Source organism: Klebsiella sp. RC2, assembly GCF_014192815.1.
Lineage (GTDB): Bacteria > Pseudomonadota > Gammaproteobacteria > Enterobacterales > Enterobacteriaceae > Klebsiella > Klebsiella variicola.
The window spans coordinates 450,271-472,994 of the sequence record NZ_JACHYL010000003.1; the positions used below are offsets into that span (position 1 = coordinate 450,271).

General features: G+C 55.8%; 15 protein-coding genes. 1 reads left to right on the forward strand and 14 read right to left on the reverse strand.

The genetic code is table 11. From position 1 onward, the window contains the following. Positions 1 to 15: 15 nt before the first annotated feature. From tssA to tssB, 14 genes are all read right to left on the reverse strand, one after another. Complete coding sequence (gene tssA / locus FHW76_RS11775) at positions 16 to 1,608, reverse strand: type VI secretion system protein TssA (RefSeq protein WP_064170150.1); 1,593 nt, start codon at positions 1,606 to 1,608, stop codon at positions 16 to 18. Beyond that, on the reverse strand, positions 1,605 to 5,000 hold the full coding sequence (locus FHW76_RS11780) for an ImcF-related family protein (protein WP_086512234.1): 3,396 nt from the start codon (positions 4,998 to 5,000) through the stop codon (positions 1,605 to 1,607). The genes tssA and FHW76_RS11780 overlap by 4 nt, the downstream gene beginning before the upstream one ends. Further along, positions 4,997 to 6,436, reverse strand: a complete 1,440-nt coding sequence (locus FHW76_RS11785; protein ID WP_071582734.1) for a hypothetical protein — start codon at positions 6,434 to 6,436, stop codon at positions 4,997 to 4,999. Before FHW76_RS11785 ends, FHW76_RS11780 begins: the two co-directional genes overlap by 4 nt. Continuing rightward, complete coding sequence (locus tag FHW76_RS11790; protein ID WP_074158377.1) at positions 6,436 to 6,699, reverse strand: PAAR domain-containing protein; 264 nt, start codon at positions 6,697 to 6,699, stop codon at positions 6,436 to 6,438. Before FHW76_RS11790 ends, FHW76_RS11785 begins: the two co-directional genes overlap by 1 nt. 89 nt (positions 6,700 to 6,788) lie before the next feature. Then, positions 6,789 to 8,723 carry a DUF3274 domain-containing protein gene (locus tag FHW76_RS11795; RefSeq protein WP_183476719.1) on the reverse strand — a complete coding sequence of 645 codons (1,935 nt, stop codon included), beginning with the start codon at positions 8,721 to 8,723 and terminating at the stop codon, positions 6,789 to 6,791. Beyond that, a complete protein-coding gene (locus FHW76_RS11800) occupies positions 8,713 to 9,762 on the reverse strand; it encodes a hypothetical protein (protein WP_064170153.1) in 1,050 nt (349 codons plus the stop codon). Before FHW76_RS11800 ends, FHW76_RS11795 begins: the two co-directional genes overlap by 11 nt. A gap of 1 nt (position 9,763) precedes the next feature. Then, a complete protein-coding gene (locus FHW76_RS11805; protein WP_183476771.1) occupies positions 9,764 to 12,250 on the reverse strand; it encodes a type VI secretion system Vgr family protein in 2,487 nt (828 codons plus the stop codon). A gap of 1 nt (position 12,251) precedes the next feature. Further along, positions 12,252 to 14,906, reverse strand: coding sequence for a type VI secretion system ATPase TssH (gene tssH / locus FHW76_RS11810; protein ID WP_183476721.1), 2,655 nt, complete (start codon positions 14,904 to 14,906; stop codon positions 12,252 to 12,254). A gap of 265 nt (positions 14,907 to 15,171) precedes the next feature. After that, complete coding sequence (gene hcp, locus FHW76_RS11815; protein ID WP_023340018.1) at positions 15,172 to 15,663, reverse strand: type VI secretion system effector Hcp; 492 nt, start codon at positions 15,661 to 15,663, stop codon at positions 15,172 to 15,174. Between the two features lie 4 nt (positions 15,664 to 15,667). Continuing rightward, positions 15,668 to 17,371, reverse strand: coding sequence for an OmpA family protein (locus tag FHW76_RS11820; RefSeq protein WP_183476723.1), 1,704 nt, complete (start codon positions 17,369 to 17,371; stop codon positions 15,668 to 15,670). Then, positions 17,368 to 18,057, reverse strand: a complete 690-nt coding sequence (gene tssL / locus FHW76_RS11825; protein WP_080928689.1) for a type VI secretion system protein TssL, short form — start codon at positions 18,055 to 18,057, stop codon at positions 17,368 to 17,370. Before tssL ends, FHW76_RS11820 begins: the two co-directional genes overlap by 4 nt. After that, entirely contained in the window at positions 18,054 to 19,397 is a 1,344-nt protein-coding gene (gene tssK / locus FHW76_RS11830; protein WP_177968040.1) for a type VI secretion system baseplate subunit TssK, read from the reverse strand. Before tssK ends, tssL begins: the two co-directional genes overlap by 4 nt. Before the next feature lie 9 nt (positions 19,398 to 19,406). Further along, positions 19,407 to 20,951, reverse strand: coding sequence for a type VI secretion system contractile sheath large subunit (gene tssC / locus FHW76_RS11835; protein ID WP_129678708.1), 1,545 nt, complete (start codon positions 20,949 to 20,951; stop codon positions 19,407 to 19,409). A 42-nt stretch (positions 20,952 to 20,993) separates the two neighbouring features. Beyond that, the gene (gene tssB, locus FHW76_RS11840) at positions 20,994 to 21,485 is read right to left on the reverse strand and encodes a type VI secretion system contractile sheath small subunit (protein WP_004176434.1); all 492 of its coding nucleotides are present in this window, start codon (positions 21,483 to 21,485) and stop codon (positions 20,994 to 20,996) included. Between the two features lie 630 nt (positions 21,486 to 22,115). On the opposite strand from tssB, the gene FHW76_RS11845 reads away from it, so the two are divergent. Then, a complete protein-coding gene (locus FHW76_RS11845) occupies positions 22,116 to 22,682 on the forward strand; it encodes a DJ-1/PfpI family protein (RefSeq protein WP_183476773.1) in 567 nt (188 codons plus the stop codon). Positions 22,683 to 22,724 lie beyond the last annotated feature (42 nt).

Below are 22,724 nucleotides of genomic sequence, written 5' to 3' on the forward strand. Positions count from 1 at the left end.
TGAATGATGCGTGAATTATGCGCACAGCACCGCAGCGCGAGCGGGATCCAGAGCGATGAGCCCGGCAAGCAATGACTCCATTTCTGGCAGCAAGCGATTTTTTTCTGCCTCACTGCGCCCGGCCTTGCCTCTGAGCAGCCGGAGTCGGCGGGCTTTGACCTCAAAGATAAGCTCCGGCTTCCATTGTTCGAGCGTCATTTCCCGGGCATGGCTGTCGAGTTCCGCCAGCAGATGTAGCGCCATTTCATTTTTTCCGTACTGCTCGCTGACCCGCGCCATCAGTAAGCGCATCAGCCACCGATTGCGGCTGGTGGTATAGCCCGGCTGCGCCTGTAACCAGTTCAGCGCCGACTCAATACCTTCATCGTCCGCGCGGGTGAGCACTTCTGGCTCCAGCGACAGCACCTCATCAGCGCTGGTCGCCGCCATTACCGGCTCATCTTGCCATCCGGCCATCTCATCCAGAACACGCTCGTTAAGCCAGTTGAGCGTTACTTCATCGGCGAATGGCGTACCATCGTTAAACGCCAGGGTTTCCAGCCCCGGCAGACGAGCCAGTAGCCCTTTCATATCCCGGCACAGGATATCGGCCCGTACACTGTCAGCATCCAGTTTCAGCAGCGCCTGCCAGGCGTACCACTGCACATCCAGCCACAGATGGTTGACGCCTTGCGCCAACAGCGTGTCCGTATGCTCCAGCAGTTCCGACCAGCTTTTCTGTAAATACAACCGCTTAAGATGGGCTTTACTCTCAGGCTTGGGAGGCAATAGCCGGGTCCGGCCCGTGGCATCCAGCGGCGGTAACTCCGTTAACGTATCCCAACGCACACTCTTCATCAGATGATGACCTGCCAGCCATCCGCCGGGACACTCACGCAGATATTTCGCCAACACCTTAGCCTGATCGAGCAAATCACGACCTGACGTGACGGTATGCATTACCGGCGCGGTGTCTGCATGTTGGGGTAGCAGATCGTGTTCTTCGCGGCTGGTCTGCGGCACCAGACTGTGGGCTCCGCCGCTTTGCACCAGGCGGTTCTCCAGTATCTGATATAGCCCGGAAAGATCGGGGCGAGATGCTTCAGCCAAGCCGGAAAAAGTGGCTTCCGCCAGCAATAACGCCCCGATAATGACCTGCATAGTGGTCATGTCGACTTCCGGATAAAGAGACAGACTGTCCGACATCCGGCGACTGCCAAGCCATTCCAGCGCCGATTTACAGCTACGTTCACGCTGGGGATGGAGCATAGCCCCAAACCGCTCAAGCATTGCCGCCAGCAGCGTAACGCCCTCCGCCAGACCGGTTTCGCCATCCCGCTGCAGACGCGCCCACACGTAAAAGGTGATCACGCGCAGATCCTTGCAGGTCTGAGTCAGCAGTTTTTCTGCCAGCTGGCAAATCAGTTCGGTATCGACACCGGAGATCTTATTGACCTCCTCGCGGATACGCTGAAAATCATCGTCATAGCCCGGATCGCTCCCGGTGGGCTGGCTATCACTGATTGGCGCAAGCCAGGACTGCCACTGCGCCTGGCGTGACCGGGCCTGCTGGCGCAGTACGCTTTCATCCAACTGACTGGCGGCAACCAGATTTTGTAAAATACTCATAATTCCATCTCATCCATGTCACTATTCCCTACCCCCGTCGTCAGGGCCTGTGCGCTCTCAGCCGCATCGACAGTGAAAATCTGATCCGGCAGGGTCAATCCGCGCAGCGCCAGAAGCACCAGCGGGCCGCTCCCAAGCTGGGAGCGCAATACCCACTGCAGGGTGCGGCCATCCGGAGCGGTGAAGCTCATCATCCACTGGCTGCGTTCGAGTTGCTGGCGTTTACCCTGCTCCAGCCAGCGAATAAAGCCCCAGGTACCGCTGTAGTCACCGAACAGGCGCGTGCCCGCATTGACGCTGGTCCAGGTCAGCAGAGTGCCGGGTTTATACGTCTCCCCCGGCCAGCGGAAAGTCTGCCAGTCGGCCATCTGATTGAAATAGCGCAGCTTTTGGCCGTCTATCGTCAACTGTGTCTCGACAACCTCCGGGGCAGGCCTGGCCTGTAACTCAAAGCTGATCCCCTGGCTTCCGTCGGTGAAAAGAATGTCAGACAGCTGGCTTAGCTGGTTGATGGCGCGCAGAAAGGCCGGATTAAAGACCAGGCCGTGGCTGTTGACCTTATCCGGCACCCATTGACTGCCTTCTTTATGCAAGACACCGTTCAGCTCCGTCGTGAGAAAACGTTCGATCCGCCCGCTGTCTTTGCGCACAAACTCAGCCAGCATCGGCAGGGAGGCATCGCTTTTGCTGGCGGCAAACGGAAAGCGTCCGTCAAAGGCGGTGTGCCAGTTGGCGACCACCGATCGGCGCCATTTGTCATTCAGACTGGCCGCCGACGGCAGAAGCACGGTTTCCCAGGCCTGAGTTAGCGGCTGCACAAACAGAGTGTTACCGAAGCCACTCCACTCTTCGCCAAGGCTTGCCGAAATCAGGCTGCCATATTGTTGCGTGTCGGTCAGGTCGACGCTTTTCCCCTGGAAGACGGTCTGCGCCAGGGTCTGCATCATCTCCTGCGGATCGGAGGCATTCGCAACCTGCTGCAGGCGCAGGCGCACGCGGGTGATACGGGTCAAATAGGTTTGCAGGCTCAGGGTGCTATCGGCCGACATGACGTTGCTACCCGTGTTTTTCCCCATTAGCTGGAGCAGTGGGCCGAACGTGTCATCCAGAGGCCCCTGCGGGCCGGCTGCCGACTGGTCGATGACCAGCTTGTCTTTCCCGCCCACCAGATCTTTGGCCGATTTAATAAGGCTGTCCGACAGCCCCTCCCTTTGTTGCCCCGCCTGCCCCTGCCAGGCAAGGGTATTCATCAGGGCAATCAGCGGCGACTGGCGGACATCGCTAATCAGCGTGAGCTGGTCGGTAACATCGGCGATATTGGTCGCCGGATTAAGTCGCAGACTGTTGAGAAAATTCAGCCAGCTGCCGGCGAAATCGGTGAAGTAGCGTCGGGTCAGACGCGCTTTCAGCGCCTCCGGCGACAGGTCTGTCGACACCGTTTTGCGCGAATCGCTCAGCACCCAGTCGATTTCCTCCCGGCGCGAGCTGGCTGCCTTATCAATGGCCTGCTGAATGCCGCCTTCCCATGCCTGGCGGGTAAACATCCCCGGGACCACTTCATCGGTGGTAAACAGGCGGCGCGCGTCGGTGCCACTGGTCATGTCTTCCAGCGACACATCGGCAAAATTACGACGCACGGATTTAAGCATGTTTTCATATAAGGTGCTTTCGGCATTGCGGCGACCTAGCTGCTGCAACAGAACCTGACGGCTCTGACTCACCCGTTGCGCATCCGGAGTTATCTTCCACTCTGGCCGCTCGGGCAGCAGGGAGAGATAAAAGGCCCACAAATCCGGCGCCAGACTTTGCCACAGCCCGCTCGAGATCCCCATTCGCGTCGGCTGGACCGTTTTCATGGTCTGCGCGAAAAATGCGCCATCGGCTTTATCCGGACGAGCCATCATCAGCCAGGCTTTCAGCTGGTCATAGCCTGGTTTCGCCAGCTGGGCTCGTTGGTCGCTATTGGGGGCGGAGTTGACCAGCGCGCTGAGCGCCTGCTGCAACGCGGCATTGGCCGGGTCACGTATCAGGCGATGATTTGCCACACCGTACCAGGGCAGGACGGCGTCTAATAGTTGCTGATGATGGTCCAGACCAAAGCGCCGATACCAGGGAGCTCCCTTCTGCCCATCGTGCACGAGACGGCCGGCTTCGTTGCGCAGGGCATGAAGGGCCGTCAGTTGATAGTCAGAAACGGAGGGGTGGGCCACCAGGTCGCGGGCTTTTCCCGCTACCGAAGCAATCTGACTGTAATTGAGGGCAAAGGAGAGCAGCAGTCCCGCCGCCCACAGGCCGAGGATGGCCAGCAGACCGCACGCCAGGCCCCGCTCCCATGCCATTCCCACGTGATGCCCGCGTAAACGGCGGCAGTCATCGACGATCCCCTGCCAGGTCGCGGGCAAAGTCAGGAGATGAGGCTGGCCCGCAGGCGAGGTATCAGCCTCCTGATAAGGGTCCTTGGCGCGAGGCTCTGGCAGGCTAAACATCAGGCCACGCAGTGCAAACCGCTGCCGCGAGGCGGTCAGCCACGGCGCCAGCTGCCAGCGCCATTGCGCGATCTCCCCGTCGATAAGCTGCTGCCCCAGACGCAGCAGGAAGTCGTGGCGGGTATCTGCTGAGATCTGGTGCATCCCCTGCTCCCGCAGCATGGGCAGCATCTGCGCAAGCTGACGGGCGACATCGTCCTCGGTAGCGCGTAACGGGAAGCTAACCCCTACCGCCTGCACCGCGCGGTCAGCCTGCGGCCACTCACTATCGCACAGTTTCCACAGCCAGACCGGGGCGGCATAGCGCAGCAGTTCGCTGATTTTTTCCAGCCCGCGCAGGTCGCTCTCGCTTATCTGCGGCGTCAGGGTGAGAGACGACGGCATTACCCGCACAATCCCGTCCAGAGGACGGCCGCGGCGCAGCTTGCGCAGCGCGGCGTATTGTTGGCGATCGGGTTCGCAGAGCAGACTGCCGCCGTAAATCAGAACGGTACGCTGGCCCTCCAGCCAGCGCTGCTGACGCAGACCAGGCACCAGTTGTTCGATTGCTGTATCGTCCCCGGTGACTAAAATCAGGCGGACTTTGCGGCGCCAAAAGAAACTATAGCGGTGCTGAAGATATTTTTTTAATTCATTGTTGTTCTCTGCCGTCGCATAATACATCTCGTTGACATAGTTCTCATCATCAGGGGTAAATGGTGTTTCAATATGCCTCTCAAATAAGACGAACTGAGCTGTTACGCAGGAAATGCAAGATATTCCTATAATCGCGCCTATCTTTAACCAGGTGGAATATCCCTCAATAATAGCAGGGATTTTATTTATCTGAGAAATTAATAAAACAATCAGGAGTAAGATAACCAAAATCAGGAGACCAAAACCTACCAATCGTATATTTTTTCTCATTCCAACCTTTCCTTTTTGGGCTCTCTGACAGCCTTAACAAAACGAGGATACAGCAGTTTTGAAATTACATTGCGCGTAAGAATGACTATAAAAGAAAAAGATACTACAAGAAGAAATGAAAATATCACCATGCCAGACCAGGAAAATGCAATCGAGGGTGAGCAATTTGCTATCAAACCGAAAATACTAACACTAAACAACAACGCCATCATAACTGTTCCAGCAGGAAATGGGGATAAATAAAATTCTCTTAATTGGGGAGAAATCACCGGACAACTCTTTCCTATTGTCACAGCCCAACCCTCATTTTCATTTTCGCACAAAAGTAAATGTGTTGCTGGGCCATAACGTGTCATTTCGCAAGCTGACGCAATCATCAACCATCCAGCAAGCCTTTTATAAACGCCAAATTCCTTGTCAAAATCAATTACTCCCCCAACTCCGATATTATCAATCAGTGGTAATGGTAGTGTATTTAAAACTCTACCCAATTCTTGTCGGACCGTAATGTTTAATCCACTATGCCAGACTAAATATCTTTGATCTGATGGTTGTTGCCCCATATCACGCCACTCAATTAATTCATTCTCCATGGCATCACCACGAAGGGGCATTGCATGGAAAATTTTGGGGATAAAATTATATTCACCTTGCTTAACTAAAGATGATGGTTTAAGCAGTAAAACGCTTGCAAACTCTGGTAATGACTCATTAGGCTGCCGATAATGCATCGCCAGCACCAGAATGTTGCCGCATGTAGTAGATACACACTGGTTCCAGTCTTTAAAGGCGAACTCTTTCGGGAGCACCAATGTATAAGGTAAACCAGAGAGTTTTTCGCTATCCCAGAGTCGTCGAAATGCCCGCTGTTCCGCTTCTTTTTCGCTAGAGGAGGTAAGTAACATCACCGTTAAATTACCCGAATGCTTATCAAGAAGCCTCTGTGGCATACTGACAAACAGTAATCGACATAGTTGTTCAAAACGCGAAATACCCGGCGTTAGTGGCTCGCCAGGAAGCAGTGTCAGCGGCGGTTTTTCATCAATGCTTTCCGACGATACACCAGCGATTTTAGGGAGCAATTGAGAGTTGGCTGGTATTATACAATGGAAGCTTACAAAGTGGTGCTTGTGTGCTCTTCTGAACCACAGAAGATTCGTATTATGTCTCCAGGAATTCCAACGCCATACAGCAAAAGCTTGAACCTCCCACCAGAACGTGTAGAAGGTGACTACAGTAAAACATCCGATAGTAGTTTGTAGTATCATTGGCAGCCAATAACCGCTACTAAAAGAAAGAAATCTATTTTCCGGAGAGTCCAACACTGCAATAATTAGCGACAGAACAAAACCTAATAAAACAATCAAGAGGCATAACCAAGGCGACCACTGTTGGGCGCTGTTTTTCTTTGGAATAACCGGTAGAGACCATCCCATTATCCGATCTCCATATCCTGTAAACTGGCAATAACCACAGCTCCGCACTGTGTTTTACAATGATGGATAACAACTCCACGGCCGTTTTCTTCATAGGCAGAAAAATCACACTCAATGATGTTATTTGTACCATGATACGGGCAGGATACAGTATCGTTCAGGAGGGCGACATTTTTTCCCGATATTTCAAAACTGGACGAGGCTGAAGTTACTCTACCATCATGTGAAGTAGCATCCCCTATTACAACGATATATTTACCCACTTGCCATTCCTTTGGTTAAAATTAAGACCTTGAATATATATTTTGATATTCATCACGTATATTAAACCGAATGGTTTATTAACACTTATTTATGCCTTATTGACAGACCTGTACATGGGTAATTTATATTTCTCCTTATTAAATTTATCAGTAACAGTTTCACGACTAATTATATCAGGCTCAGGCACATTGTCAGGTATTCCAGTGAAGAGATACGGATCCTCCCCCTGCGTCCAGTCAGCTTTTCGCCGTAAATCAGCCATAAATTCTTTATCCCAGGTTGCATCACAGTATCCAATGGGTAAGTCATATGCGACCACCTTAGACATAAAATCAGCACGCATTGGCAGAGTGCTGTGATCCGTGGGCTGAGAAACATAGGTCCTCAGGCGAAGATCCTTTTCTTCAAATGTCTCCTTACGTGTTACGGGAACCATTCTTGGTTCGGATTCAGTACCCGTATTTTTAAAACCAGTCACAATATCCTGATTGGGGTAAAGATTGATATAGTTGTCATAGGTATTGTCGTTTTTACTTTTTTTGTCCGGGTTAATTTCACCCCAGCCATCTATCTCTCTATCGTCATGCTCCGCTCCAACGCGTGATTCGTCAAAATCAGCTAATTTTGCAGCCTCTATAGGTTCAGGCACCATTTCCGCATTAATAAAAACTGTTTGCCATTCCGGAGGGTCGGGATAGGTGAAACTACTGCTTTGATATTTATCGCCTTTGTCGTCCCAGAATGGTTTTCCATCCGGCAATTTTGCAAACGGTGTAACGGGATTAGGAGTTTCGCCACATGGAGTACTGCGCGCCAGCATACGCTGAAATAAATATCCCTGATGCTTTTTCAGCAGTGGATGGGGCTGCCCCTGTGAATCATTAGGTAATCCCTGCCAGCCAATTGAGCGTAGCGGGCGTGACCCCATAACACGATCATGAGGGCAGAAGTAGATGTAAGTGCGCCCGTGATTATCTCGCTCAGCAAGACCATCTCCATTTTCCCCAACAAGTGCAACATCAGGTCGCCAGTTCTTTTTATCTGCCGTCTGTCCGACACAAAGCCCTTCATAGCCAAGAGATGACAAATGATTTCTTCTGCAGGCCACCTTGTCAATGATGGCAGATAGCGTATTCTGCCGGCCTTCTGGCGAAATACACTCATCTACCGGAAGTGACGCGCCATTAAGGTCGTTGTGATCCAATGCGTAGGGTGAGTTAAGTAAAAATAATGCATCAGGTGCGTTCTTAGCTATCGCTACCGCTGCCATTGCAATCATTGTACCCTGGCTGTGAGAAATAATAGTGACTGTATCTTTAGGATATTTATTACGGATACTGTCAACCATGTCTGCAAGGCGTTTGGCTGCATGGGCATAGTATTTTCGCGGTGGCGCATTGGTTAACAGGCGATCCTTATCCTCATTAAGCCACTGAACTTTGACTCCACCGACTCTCTCTTTGAACCCTTTTTCACTCCATAAAGAATGCAAATTGTTTGTACCGTTCTGGAATGGCCCGCCGCCCCAGAAAAATGGACCCTGTGCCATAATATTGGCATAGGATATATTTTCCCTTTTTAGTTGATGATAATCAACACCTTTCTCATTAGCTAAAGGTATGATGTATCTATCTTCATTACCTTTAGACGAAGCATACCCCCAGTAAAAACGAATTACGGGAGATTTATTTATATTAACATCAGGTAAATCCCTGGACATTAGAGGCATAGCATCTATTTTATCGTCAAAAAGATATTTATTGGTTTCCAGTTCATGTGATGTTCCGGTTAACCCAAGTCTTTTATTCAGACCTTCACAAAGTTTTTTCTCCGCAACTGAAAACCACTCTCCTGTCGAGTTAACACCGTGTACAAGTATAATAATACCAGGCAAATGAGGTGGTAAGTCACACCCACCTCTGACCTGGCAGTTTTTATGAGAAGGAAAGGAGTCCCAGGACGGACTCCCATTATCATCAAACTTACATTCAAGTTCACGGATAGGCTCAGTTTTATTGCTCATTTTTTACCACTTCCTTTTTTCCACTTGTGACAAACGTATACGTGATGGTTTTAGCCCCAACATTTCTATTACATGTATATTTAGAATCAATACTTTGTGTTGAAATTTCAGGGAATTTAACTCTACTACCATAGATTTTATCTTCAATTTCCATTCGAATTTCTGATAATTTATCTACCATTAAATTACTTTCATGACGTGTTTTCGGTGGCGTTAAGGTTCTAATATAGTCAAGTATGCGAAAATCTGGCCCATACTCATTTGCGTAAGGTATTTTTTTTCTTATCAACTCCTCCTTCACTAACTCGGCAATTTCATTTTGCCAGTCATCATAAATACTTATTAAAGCCCCATCAGAAAACCTTAATTTATTGACTGAATAAAGATCGCGAAGACCTATAGGGTGAGAATACACACTCTCTTTTTGAGACTCATCTCTTAAATAAACCCCATCATTAGCCACTACCACTTTGAGCTTACTAAAGCGTTCAGGTGTGCTGTATTCCGCCGCTACAATTTTATATATAAAGGTTCTACCATAATCCGCTGAAAAAAAGAAAAAAACCGGACACCCTTGCGCTGATCTTCCGCTACCGCAATACTGTCTAGTTGATGCACCAGGGAACGCCAGATAACCATTATTCGCGCCATTAATAACAGTTCCTTTATAAGCCGCAAAATAATTACCACGGCGATACGAGAAATCATAAAATTCGTGTTCCCATCCCAATTGAGTTTTTATTTCCCTCTGAGTATCATTGTAATAAACCTGCCCCCCCTTATCACAAGATATGTAGTTCTCCAGTGTCAGGTATCGATATTTATCTATGCGATAAAGAACCTGAGGCGGAGCATCAGTTTCAACTTTTCGTGATTCCTCCACCTTCTGAGAACCGCTCATACCTCCCAGCCCTACGCCAAAACTGGCCCCCATACTGACCCCTGACAGGAACTGTAAGCCTTTATAAATGACATACAGTAGCAAACCGACAATAGCTATAATTGTAAGTACTTTCCGGTCTGATTGACTCCATCTCATCTTATTTCGCCTTAACCAAGCTTATGTTCATATTGTCGATAACATCAGATGAATTGAGTGACGTTGCTCCAGAATCATCTGTTACACCAGAAACAACTGAACCATCTGGCATGGTAATTTTGTACGCTCTCCCTGGCAGTGGTTCTTTAGTCAGCGCATTTCTGATTATAAATTTTTCATCAAATGTTGAGGGTTCAAACGACCTCATAACACCCTGCATACTGCCAGCGCCTGCTTTCTTTATCCCCGAATTTTTAATCAGCAGTTTGCCCGATCCGCCAATTTCAACACTCCCACCAGTGATTTTGATATAGCCGCCACCGCATATCAGCGTCAGTTCATCCTGTGCTGTAATGACCATTTTTCTGCCACTTGAAATATGCGTATCCTCCGTCGACCAAGTAGTGATATTCCCTCCCTGAGCCTGAATATCAATATCATTTTGCGAGCTGAATAGTTTGACACCTCCACGACTATACAGACTCAGTTGCTTACCTACCGCCATGGTAAAGTCCTTATGTGCACCAATATCGAGTTGTTTACCTGCAGTAAGAGTCAGATTATCGCTGGCCGAAAACTGCATATCTTCACCGCTCACCAGGGCAATTCCTTTCGGCGCACTGCCAAGGATCACCTCCCCATGCAGTTGTTCAATTTTCTGCTTCAGGAGTTTTTGCTGACGACTGACATCAGCAGCCAGGGCCTGAGCCTGAAGTGCGCTGGCGGCAAGGGATTCCATCTCCAGTAATGCCGCTGAAAGCCGGGCAAGGGCCGGCTCCATCGCCAGCACCTGCCCCCGGGCCTGCGCCTGTCCGTCCGCGCTGATAAATATCCCTTTCTGTGCCCGGATAGCTCCCCAGCTGTCGGTCCTGAGCTCAAAGCCTTCGCCGCGCGGCTGCCTGTCACTGTCCACCAGGTGCCCCAGGTTCAGCTGGCTCTTACCGCCGTACTCCGTCGAGACCTTGATATGCTCTTTTCCGCGCTCGTCGTCGAGGCGGATTTTGTTGTTGGCCGGGGTGCGCAGGACGTTACGTTTGTCATTGCGAATGGTGACGTGGTCGCCGTGCGCCGAGTCGTGGAGGACGCCCGCGATATACGGCCGGTCGGGGTTACCATCCTCAAAGCCAATCGCCACCTCCGTCCCCGCCAGCAGCGGCAGGTGCAGGCCGTAAGTGTCTCCGGCATACGGTCGCGACTGACGGACCCACAGACTCTCGAACCCGGTTTCCCAGCGCGCCCGGTCAAACAGCATATTCACCCGGTAGCGTCCGTGTTTGTCGATATGCCCGTAGGTGTCGTTTTCCCGGGTGCTGGTCACGCGGGCCGGCAGCGTCCCGGCCATCACCGGACGCGCGCCGGGCTCAGGCCGGTAGCCGACGTCCGGGCTGTCCGGTATGCCGGCAAACTCCACCGCAAAGTCGGCATCGCGCCGGGCGTGGCTGTGCATCGCCGTGACGAGCACGCCATCAGCAAACTCCCCGGCCACCTCCTCTCCGCCGGTGACCTTCAGCACCTGCCCCGGGCAGAGCGTCGGGCAGCTGGTGGTGGCCTGCATCCGGGTCTGGCCGTTCAGATAACGCTCATGGCGAAGGCGGGCGTAAAACGCCCCGGACTCCGGCGCCGGATGCCGGTCATGGGCATTCCCCGCCGTCAGGTAGTTATCTCCCCAGTGGTAAGCCTCACCAAAGGTGGTGGTCTCCCCGCGGGTGACATCCACCTGCGCGTTCATGTCCGCCGTCGCCTCGCGGTAGTTGTAGTCGCGGGTACTGACCTGCTGCTCCACGACGCGGTGGCGGCATGCCATCTCCCACACCGCGTCCACCCCGGCCGACTGCTGCCCTGACGGCGGGACCGAAGGCAACGTCAGTCCCTTCTCATAGCCCTGCTGACTGTCGCAGAACTCAGCGACGTCGATGTGCAGCCGCGTGTCGGCGGTAAAGCGAAACCAGATCCCCACCTCACCCAGCAGCCGGGTGATAAAGCACAGGTCATCCTCGCCGTATTGCATTACCTGCTCGCGGCGCGGATACGTTTTTGTCAGCGAGAACAGAAAATCCTGACCGCGCAGGCCGTGGCGCTCGCGGAGGATTTTTTCCACAATCTGCGGAACGGACTGGTCCTGGTAAATGGCGTTCTGGTGCGAGCGGTTAAGCAGCGCCAGGCGTGGCTGAAGCGTCAGCGCGTAGTGCGTTTCATCCCTGGAGGTACTGAGCCGTTCAAACCCCGTCACCACGCCCTGGATCACCCGCACGGGTTGCTGAACATTGATGCCGAAGCCCTGAGCCACCGGCGCCTGCAGCGTCAGGGAGGCTGCCTTCATCAGCATCATCTCTTTGCTGATGGCATGGTCTGCGCTGGTGAATTCGATACGGTAGCGGAACGGCTGGCTCAGGGCTTCATCGCCCTCAAACGCCAGCACATCAAGCCCGGCTTCACATCCCTTCACCGAAAGCAGGTGGTGGTTGTGGCTGAACAACAACGATTTCACGCTACTCATCGGCGATCGCCCCCTCGTCAAACGCCATCACGATGCCTTCCTCTTCGTGATACCCCAGCGTCACCTGGCGCGGTTTCTGCCCCGCCGCCATATGGCTCAATAGCTGCTGGCTCAGCGCCGGCAGGATCTGCTGATTGAGCAGACTGTCGACGTTGCGGGCGCCGGTATCCGGCAGCATGCAGGCCTCGGTCAGCGCGTCGAACAGGCTCTCGCTGAGGGTGGTGGTGATTCCGTAATGGCAAGCCAGACGCTGACTCACCTGCCCGAGCTTCATCCCGACAATGGCGCGCAGCGCTGCCGCCGGCAGCGGACGGTAAATCACCGTCTGGAAGCGGGCCAGCAGCGCCGGCTGGAAGTGGCCGCGCAGCACCGGGCGCAGCAGCTCGTGCAGGTCTGATTCGCTGGCCTCCGGCTGTTCATCCAGCAACTGCATCAGGAGGTCGCTACCGAGGTTGGCGGTCATCAGGATCACTGTGTTGCGAAAGTCAATTTCACGCCCCTCGCCGTCGCGTATCACCCCCCGGTCGAAGACCTGATAGAACAGGTTCATCACATCGCGATGGGCCTTCTCCACCTCATCGAGCAGCACCACGCTGTAGGGGCGTTTGCGCACCGCCTCGGTCAGGATCCCGCCCTGGCCGTAGCCGACGTAGCCCGGCGGAGAACCCTTCAGCTGGCTGACGGTGTGCGGCTCCTGGTACTCGGAGAGATTGATGGTGATCAGCGCTTTCTCGCCGCCGAACAGCGCATCGGCCAGGGCGAGCGCCGTTTCCGTTTTGCCGGTGCCGCTCGGCCCGACCAGCAGGAACACCCCCTGCGGACCGTTCTCCGGCGTCAGGCCGGTTTTCGCGGCGCGCAGGCGCCGGGCAATGGCGCTCAGGGCCGCCTCCTGGCCAACCACCCGTTTGCCGAGGCTCTCTTCCAGGCTCAGCAGCTCCGTCTGCTCATCTTTCATTAGCGAGGAGAGCGGTACGCCGGTCCAGTCGGCAATCACCGTCGCCACGGTGCGGACGTCGACGTCCAGCCCGAGCAGCGGATTGCCCAGCTGGACGGCAATAAGTGCGTTTTGTAGATCGCTAATTTCCGCCTGGCGGGAGATATCGCGGCGACAGGCGAGCAGCGCCTCCGTCAGCTGCAGCTCCTGACCATACTGAGTTTCGAGGGTATCCAGCGCCAGAATAAGGCGGATCTCCTCCTGCTCAATGGCCGCCAGCCGTTCGCCGCGGGCGCTGTTGCCCAGCGCAATATCTTCCAGCAGCGCCTGCTTCTCCATCGCCAGCGCGGTGAGCTGCGCCTTCATGCGGGTCAGCGGCTCAGGCACGGTATCGAGACTCATGCGCAGGCGGGCGGAAGCGGTGTCGAGTAAATCCACTGCCTTGTCCGGCAGCTGGCGACCGGTGAGATAACGTCGTGACAGCGTCACGGCGGCGCGCACCGCATCATCCGTGATATGCACGCCGTGGTGGTCGGCATAGCGAGACTTCAGGCCACGCAGCATCAGGCAGGCGGTCTCGTCGTCCGGCTCATCTACCTTGACCATCTGAAAGCGGCGCTCCAGCGCGGCGTCGCGCTCGAAGTACTGCTTGTATTCACTCCAGGTGGTGGCGGCGATGGTCCGCAGTTCGCCCCGGGCCAGCGCCGGCTTCAGCAGGTTGGCGGCATCCGCGCCGCCCGCCTGATTTCCCGCGCCGATGATCGTGTGCGCCTCGTCGATAAACAGCAGCACCGGCGAAGGCGACTGCTGTACCGCCTCAATGATATTTTTCAGCCGCTGCTCGAACTCGCCTTTGACCCCGGCGCCGGCCTGCAGCAGACCGAGGTCAAGGGTGCGCACCGACACCGGCTTCAGCGCGTCGGGGACGTTGCCTTCGGCAATGCGCAGCGCCAGGCCTTCCACCAGAGCGGTCTTGCCCACGCCCGGCTCACCGACGAGGATCGGGTTGTTTTTACGCCGACGGGAGAGAATATCCACCATCTGGCGGATTTCCGTGTCGCGTCCGAACACCGGGTCAATCTGGCCATCTCTGGCTTTGGCGGTGACGTCGAGAGTGAATTTGTCCAGCGCGTTCTGCAGCGCCGGGTTGAGCCCATCCGCATTCAGTTCACCGCTCGCAGGACGCCCCACAAATTCCACGTCCCCGCCATGGGGCTGCGCCAGGGCCGCTTCCTGCTGCGCTGGCGGACGTTCGTCGGACTGGGCATCAAGCAAGGGGCGCAGGCGTTCCAGCTGACGCTGGCCCAGCGTTAACAGCGGCCACAGGCCATCGCACTGGATCAGATTCTGTTTTTCAACCAGCGCCATCAGCAGGTGAACACTGCGGATCTGCGTTTCGCCGCTGAGCGAGGCAATCAGCCAGGCCTCCTGCATCAGCCTCAGGGTATGGTCAGAGAGCTGGGGACGATGACGTACCGAGCGCGGCTGTTTATCCAGCCAGCTCAGCAGATCCTGCCACAGCGCATCCATATCCCATTCATAGCGCCGCGCCAGCACCGTCAGATCGCCTTCCCCCTGTTCCAGCAGCTTGAGCAGCCAGTGCTCGGGCAGGATCTCGGCATGCGCCCGGGTCTGGCACAGGGAGGCCGCCCCCTCCATTGCGCGGGCACAGCAGGGATTAAGACGGCGTAACAGGCTGGCTGGATTTTCCATGAGATCCTCTCTTATTGGTTCCGGACACGCTACCGCCCGTCGCTGTTCCCGAACAGGGAACCCAAAGCGCACAAGGTCAGGCAGGCAGATTGTGTTTTTCTTTGCTGAGAACCCGCATCTCAGGCACTCAGCAAAAAACGGCGGGCAGAGAAACGCTGCCCGCATCAGGCGATAGTCCGCAATAAACCCCGGTCGCAGCGATAACGATGCGGCCGGAGTGAGCGAACGTCGCCTGCGCGCCAGCGGCGCGAAATATGACGGGCAATTACGCGGTGGCGCGTTCGTTCCAGCTATCGGAGTGAATGATGTTGCCGTCTTTATAGGTCCAGGTGATCTTCTCGTAGCGCAGCTCAATCTGTTCCAGATGGTTGTGCTTCTCGTAGGCGGGGTCTTTGATGTCGTGCATCAGGGGATTCACTTTCACCACCTTGACGTTCTCAAGTTTGGTATTGAAATACTCCACTTCCTGGCCGGCATCGTTGATTCTGTACCACTTGAACTCAGCGGATTTCAGGGTCTGGCCGGTGGTCACTGCCTTGTACAGGTAGGGGCTGGAGGAGTCGATCTCCTTGGTGAACAGGAACGGCGTATGGATACGCGTGCCGGTCAGTTTGCCGGTGTTGTTATCGGTCGGGATGTACAGGTTGTGCTCCTGGGCCACCACTTCGATACTGCCTTCACGATCCTGAACGTCGACAGACCCTTTAATGTCCGCGCCGCCATCGTCTTTCAGCCAAAGATAAACAGGAATTGCCATGGAATTACTCTCCATTGTGTAGTGAAGCGCCATCATCCTGGGATGACGCAGAGGGTTGGTCCGGTAACCGGCAGGCGTCTACCTGCGGCACCAGACTGATTTCGACACGACGGTTCAGCGCACGGCCCTCCGGCGTATCGTTTGTTGCAATTGGTCGGCTTTCGCCATAGCCCTGAACGGCAAAGCAGCTGTCCGGCACGTCGCCGGTATCGCGCATCCAGTCGCGGACCGATTCCGCACGTTTCAGCGACAATAGCTGGTTGGCTTTTTCCTCACCGACGCTGTCGGTGTGGCCCGCCACCACGATCAGCCACCCGGGCCTGGCCTTAATGTCCATCAGCGAGTTGACCAGCCGCTTTGTCGAACCAGGCTTCAGTACCCATTTCCCGGTATCGAATAGCGACATGCTGTCAAGGCGGATGACGTCCGGCGCGACGCGCTGCACCGGCCTGGGTGGCGGAGGCGGCACGTAACCGCGAATCGCCTCCAGCAACGGCAGGCGAATCTGCTCCCCGCGATACAAGCCCAGACTCAGGCGCAGCGGGACGCCGTTACGCGCCCAGCTATCGAGCAGCGCGGCATCTTCACGCAGCACCCTGACAGCGCTGGCTTTTGGCCGATAATCATCCATCGCAATCCGCTCATAACGGGCAATATCGACGCCCACGCGCTGCAGCAGTTGTCGATTGTTCCAGCCACTGCTGAGCAGCGCGGCGACAGCCGCGAGGGTGAAAATCGCGAGCGCCGCGCGCCAGGCCCTGCCTCGTGGCGTGAGTCCCCGTCCCGCCGGTAACTGCGGCAGGATGAATTCCGGTAAGGCTGAAGCGTCCCCGGTGTCGCTCTCGCCAGGCTGCCAGCCAGCTACCCGCGACAGGCCGCTATGTCGGGATAACCACGTCGTCCAGGCCGACGATGCCAGACTTCCAGGCAGCGAGGGCCCGAGCCCCCACAGCACGGCCGCTGGGGTCAGAGGCGGCAGGTCGGTATTTTCTTCCGTCAACACGGCATGGACGTGCTGTTCAAACCAGCCCATCAGGCTGTTCATCAGCACCTGCTGCTCCAGCGCGGCCGCCCCGCCGGCGCTTACCCAGGCCGGTACGGAACAGGGGGCGCAGGAGGGCTGCCAGACTTTCACCGCTTCGCCCGGCATCGCCGCCTGCCACAACAGGTCGCGACTCATCGCGCTGCCCACCTGCCCCTGCAGCGCCAGCGGTACGGCATACCCCGTCTGCTGACGCAGCTGGCTGAGTTGCCAGCGCAGGGCCAGCAGAGCGCTGGTCAGCGCATCGCTTTGTGCGTGCCGCTGCGGGCAGACGCAGAGCAGCACCGACAGCTGAGGCCCCCATTCCGGCCGCTGGCTCAATATCTGACGCGCGACCTGCTGCAGCTCCTCCGTCTTTTCCACGCGGATCCAGCAGCCCTGTTTGACGACCCGCACCGGAGACTTTTGCGACCAGACAAACGGCAGATCGCCGCAAACGAGGACCACCGGCTGGCGATAAGCGCCCTCCGGGAGAGGGGCCAGGGTTGATGCGACGTTACGTCGGGTACGACGACTGGCGATGCGCCAGATCCCGATGATCAGGGCCAGCGTGACCAGCAGAATGAGCCACGCCCCCCAGCGGGGAACCGGCAAAAATAGCAGGCACACCAGCGCACTCAGCAGGCTGGCCCACAGCGCCAGCCCACGCTGCTGCGCGGGGCTCATTTCACCGTCCCCGGTAACAGGGTCAGCAGCAGGTGATCGAGCCAGTGGTTCAGCCCCCACCACAGGACAAGTACCACCATCACGCTCAGGCCAATACGTACCGGCCAGGAGGCAAGCCAGCCGCTTATCCCCAGTCCGGCCCGACTCTCTACCAGTACGGGAGCGGTTGACGGGCACTGAAAAGGAGGAACACGCTCACTGAGCGCGTTGATCAGCTTCAGGCGCTCGGGATCGTTGAGGGAGCGAAAGCTGCCAACAAAACCCAGCAGCATCACCCGCTGAAAACAGGTGACCACGGCCAGGTCGGGCGCCGGTTCACGCAGGACCTCGCGCATCCGCTCGCACAGGGTGTCGCCGGCGTCCATGGTGCCGAGGAAGTGTCCCTGCAGCGGAATGTCATACCACTGCAGGCAGGCCTCATCCTCCACGCCGCGCCCCTTCACGGCTTCATCGAGCAGCGCGCACTGGGCGGTGAGAATATGCTGACAGCTGGCGTCATCAAGCCCGCTCGCCTTCAGCTCATGTTGCACGCGCTCGACATCAGCAATACAGCGCTGCCATAGCGTGTACCCTTCCTCATCGCGGAACTGCGGGCCGTGGCGCAGGCTGATAACCTGTAGCCAGGTGTTCTGCAGCAGCGCATCAATATCAATGGACGCGGCGTTACCGCGTTTAGGCTCATTCACGTTCGTAGTACCGCAAAAAGTTCAAGTTCAGGCTCACCGAGCATCCCCGGGACGTAAAACATACAGGTGCCGCTCTGCAGCATTTCCGTCGCCAGAGGGTGGGACACATCGAGGCTGAAATACTGATTTTCCAGACGCAGCGGGATCGCCGCCGGCACATGACGCAATGGCGTGAGGGGCACCCCTGTCCGCGAGGAGTTGACGATGGCTTTGACATGATCCGGACTGCCCACTTTGCACTGTCGCGGAAACTGCTCCTGCAGTCGGGCGACCGGTACCGAAGAACGAACCGACAGGTAGTAGTCAGCCCCTTCCCGCAGCCGGGCATCGTGCAGACGCGCCTGCCAGAAGTGCAGCCGGGCATCATGCTCCAGGGCAATCGCCACCACCCGCGACGGCAGGCTCGCCTCCAGCAGGTCGCTCAGTAAATCAAACAGCGGCGGAAAAACCGCGTTCAGCTGGTCATGCTGATAAATCGGGACGGCATTCGCCTGATGGGTGAGCGAAAAGGTCAGCAGGCTGCCAGCCAGGCGCGCCAGCTCCGGATAGAGGCGTTCCGGCGGGCTCTGTTGGTAACGCAGAAAGTACCCCAGCACCGGCTCGGCGCTGTTCAGCGCGTTCAGCAACCAGAACAGAGAGACATCGGCCACGGCAAAATCAGCCATCCGTTCATTGCTCTCGCGACGCATGGCCATCAGGCGCGTCAGACGAGCCCGAAGCTGAGTAAGCAGTTGTTCAAGCTGCGTCGCCAGCCAGCGGCTGCCCTGGATCTGCAGCAGCGGCGGGAGAAACGTCTCGTCGATAAGCCAGGCCCCCTGCGAGTCCCGCTGCAGGCGAACAAGCGGACAGGTCAGGTAATCGCTGTTGTCCTGATGGGCGAAGCGGAGGGTCAGCTCCGGCTGCATGACGGCAATCTGCCGGGTATCATCCCCGAACTGGTTGCGGACATCACGCCAGCGCTGCCGGAAGCGCACCGGCCTTTCGGCCACCTCCTCCGGCTTCAGACAGTTGCCGCCATTCGCCTGCATCAGGGGCAGCGCCAGCACGATCACCGCCTCGCCGGACGCGCCGTCCAGTGACAGCGCGGACGGCAGCGCATCGGCATTGTCCGTATCAATCATCGTGCCATCCTGGAACCGGACCTGCAGCCTGTGAGCCTGCAGGCGGCCCAGTTTGAGCATCTCTGGTTCGAAGGTCGCCTCCATCACTCCCCAGGGGTGGTTAAGCCCCATCCGGGCAATCACTTCCGCAGTCCAGGCTGCATACGCAGCCTGCTGTTGAAAATGCTGGGGCGACACCATAATGCCCCGGCCCCACAACGGACGTTCCGTTTTCATCATCGTCCGAACCTACGCCTTCGCCTTTGGCATCTGGCTAACCAGCGACAGATTGACGTCCATCCCCTCGACCTGGAAGTGCGGCACCGCGTACAGCTTCACGCGGAAGAAGCCCGGGTTATCCTCAATATCTTCCACCACCACGCTGGCATCGCGCAGCGGATGGGAGGCCTGCAGCTCGTCGCCGGGGTCGGTCATTTCAGTCACCAGGCTCCGCACCCAGGTGTTCAGCTCCAGCTCCAGCAGCCGCCGGTCCTTGGTGGTGCCGATATTCTCGCGCTGGATCATCTTCAGGTAGTGCGCGATGCGCGACAGCAGGAAGATGTAAGGCAGACGCGCGTTGATGCGGCTGTTGGCGGTGGCGTCGGCGGTATCGTACAGCGCCGGTTTCTGCGCGGAGTTGGCCGAGAAGAAGCAGGCGTAATCGCGATTTTTGTAGTACGACAGCGGGATAAAGCCCAGGCTGGCGAACTCAAACTCCCGCGTTTCCGGGATCATCACCTCGGAAGGAATTTTCACCTGGTTGCCGGTGCCCAGATCGTACAGGTGGATGGGCAGATCTTTCACCGCGCCGCCGGCCTGCGGACCGCGGATCTGCACGCACCAGCCGTTATTGACAAAGCTCTTCACCATATTGGAAGCGAAGGAGAACGCTGCGCTGGTCCACAGATACTTTTCGTGGTCCGGACCTTTCACCTGCTCGACATAGTTGAAGCTGCGCACCGGCACGGTGTCCGGACCGTACGGCAGACGACCCAGCACGCGCGGCATCACCAGACCGATGTAGCGGGCATCGTCGGTTTCACGAAATGATTTCCAGCGGATATATTCCGCGCGATCGAAGTAGTTGCCGATATCCTTAATAGCAGCCACCTCTTCCATGGTCTCTTTCAGGAAGAAGGCCGGGCCGACGGCGCCGATAAACGGCATATGGGCGGCCGCAGAGACGCGGGAGATATTGCGCAGGAGCGCCACATCCTGCGGGCTGGCGTCGAACTCATAGGCCGAGATCACCGAGCCGATCGGCTCGCCGCCGGGAGTGTCATACTCCGCGGTATAGGTGTGCCAGTAGAGGCCGCTCTGGATAAGCTCCGGCGCGTCCTCAAAGTCCTGGCGCAGTTCGTCTTTGGCGACGTCCAGGATCTCCGTTTTGACGTTCTGCCGATAGTCGGTGTTGTCCACCAGCTGTTTGAGGCCGCGCCACAGGGATTCGACCTGCTGAAACTCCTGATGGTGCATCACCGCGTCCAGCTGACGGCTTATCTGGAAATCCAGTTCGGCGATATGGTGATCAATCAGCGTTTTGTCGAGCTTTTCCACCCGCTGACCGGACTGACGGATGCGCTCCATAAACACCTGCATCGCCGCGGTGAGACGTTCCGCCGCCGGCGCCTCGGAGAGCGCGGCATCGTCCAGAAAGTCGTTGATATCCCCGAGGTGAGACGCCGGGGCGAGATTAATTTTTTCAAACAGCGAGGCGTAAACGCCCTCGCCCGCCCTATTTTCCTGCAACGTGGTTTGCCCCTGAACAGGGGCGTTTTCTGTGGTAACAGACATTAGCATTTTCCCGGTTAATCCATTAACAGACTTGCCCCGCCATTATTTCGGGGCAAGCGCACTCATTTCGTCGCGTAATTCCTGGGACAGCGCCGGATCTTTCAGGATTGCCTCAAGCTCTTTTCTGAAAGTGGCGTTATCAAGCAGATTGGATTTGAGATCGCGTAATAAATTACGCATCGCCAGCATGGCGCGGAGTTGCGGTATTTGCCGGGCAACCTGCTCCGGTTCAAAATCTTTGATGTCGGTAAAACGCAGTCTGACATTCTCCTCTTCACCATTACCGGCCAGCGTATTCGGCACCGAGAGGTTAACTTCCGGGCTAAATTCCGAAAGTACGCTGTTAAAGTTATTTTTATTGACGTTGATTTTTTCTCTTTCCGATAAAGGCCGGTTTTCCTTACCATGACTAAAATCGCCAATGGTAAGCAGCTTCAGCGGCAGTTCGACCTTCTTCTGCGCGCCGCCGGTATGAAGAGATAATTTGAGATTAATGCGCGCCCTGGGGACTTCATTCTGGAACGTATCAGCCATAGCAGTTCCTTTCCTTAAGGAATAATTATTGAAGAGTTGACGATAAAAACCGGATGATAATAGAGCAAAAACAGATTATCGATCAACTTAACAAGAATATTTCTTTAATGCATTCACAAGGCAAACAAGTTTATTTTAATAGTAACAACAATGAATGACTTACAGCCAAATATAAAGTCCAAAGCCAACACCCTCAATTAACATTGAACACATGAATATTCACATCACATATCATCAAGGCGATAAAAAAAAATAGATTAAATGAATATGATAGCGGCAATTCCCGTGAATAATATTGTCATGAGATAATTGATATTATCGTTAGCAGATCAGGCACGCATTTAAGCCACTTCTCCTGTTTTCGTCCACGCTGAACCGTCAGCAGCCCTGGCACACAGGCCTGCGGAACCCGCGATATTTTCCACCACAGACAGCCGTCATTAGCTGAAAAAGGCTATTTTCCCGGGTGACTGACCACACGGCGATGTCGGCAAAAGTTGTCGTTACCAGAAAAACATGACCCCGATAGCAAGATGCACACGCTACCGTCTTTGGCATCCTGAGGGGGTCGCATTCTGCGGATCGCCAGGCTATATCTAAGACACCTTTCTCCCACAACGAGTAAAAATGATGAGCAAGAAGATCCTGATGCTGGTCGGCGATTATGCCGAAGATTACGAAACGATGGTCCCTTTTCAGGCACTGCAGATGATTGGCCACCAGGTCGATGCCGTCTGCCCGGATAAAGCCGCTGGCGACTATGTCATGACCGCGATCCATGACTTTGACGGCGCCCAGACTTATAGCGAAAAGCAGGGGCACCGCTTCACCCTGAACGCCAATTTTGCCGCGGTGAAGGCCGAGGACTATGACGCGCTAGTGATCCCTGGTGGCCGGGCGCCGGAGTATTTGCGCCTGAATGAGGAGGTTATTAAACTGGTACAGGCGTTCGACGCCGCGCGTAAACCTATCGCCGCCGTCTGCCACGGCCCGCAACTGCTGGCCGCCGCCGGTATTCTCCAGGGCCGCACTTGCAGCGCCTATCCCGCCTGCGCCCCGGAAGTGCGCCTGAGCGGTGGGCACTATGCGGATATTGGTATCGATCAGGCGCATGTGGACGGTAACCTGGTTACCGCCCCCGCCTGGCCGGCCCACCCGCAGTGGCTGGCGAAATTCGCCGCCCTGCTGGCGGAATAACGGCCTGTAGAGAAAGCGTTTTCTCTGGCGAAGGGAATTGGC

Excerpts from the sequence above, each read along its gene's own strand:
- FHW76_RS11795 (WP_183476719.1), bottom strand. The coding sequence starts at position 8,723 with ATGAGCAATAAAACTGAGCCTATCCGTGAACTTGAATGTAAGTTTGAT.
- tssK (WP_177968040.1), bottom strand. The coding sequence starts at position 19,397 with ATGATGAAAACGGAACGTCCGTTGTGGGGCCGGGGCATTATGGTGTCG.
- FHW76_RS11780 (WP_086512234.1), bottom strand. The coding sequence starts at position 5,000 with ATGAGAAAAAATATACGATTGGTAGGTTTTGGTCTCCTGATTTTGGTT.
- tssH (WP_183476721.1), bottom strand. The coding sequence starts at position 14,906 with ATGGAAAATCCAGCCAGCCTGTTACGCCGTCTTAATCCCTGCTGTGCC.
- hcp (WP_023340018.1), bottom strand. The coding sequence starts at position 15,663 with ATGGCAATTCCTGTTTATCTTTGGCTGAAAGACGATGGCGGCGCGGAC.
- FHW76_RS11800 (WP_064170153.1), bottom strand. The coding sequence starts at position 9,762 with ATGAGATGGAGTCAATCAGACCGGAAAGTACTTACAATTATAGCTATT.
- FHW76_RS11785 (WP_071582734.1), bottom strand. The coding sequence starts at position 6,436 with ATGGGATGGTCTCTACCGGTTATTCCAAAGAAAAACAGCGCCCAACAG.
- tssC (WP_129678708.1), bottom strand. The coding sequence starts at position 20,951 with ATGTCTGTTACCACAGAAAACGCCCCTGTTCAGGGGCAAACCACGTTG.
- FHW76_RS11845 (WP_183476773.1), top strand. The coding sequence starts at position 22,116 with ATGAGCAAGAAGATCCTGATGCTGGTCGGCGATTATGCCGAAGATTAC.
- tssB (WP_004176434.1), bottom strand. The coding sequence starts at position 21,485 with ATGGCTGATACGTTCCAGAATGAAGTCCCCAGGGCGCGCATTAATCTC.
- tssA (WP_064170150.1), bottom strand. The coding sequence starts at position 1,608 with ATGAGTATTTTACAAAATCTGGTTGCCGCCAGTCAGTTGGATGAAAGC.
- FHW76_RS11820 (WP_183476723.1), bottom strand. The coding sequence starts at position 17,371 with ATGAGCCCCGCGCAGCAGCGTGGGCTGGCGCTGTGGGCCAGCCTGCTG.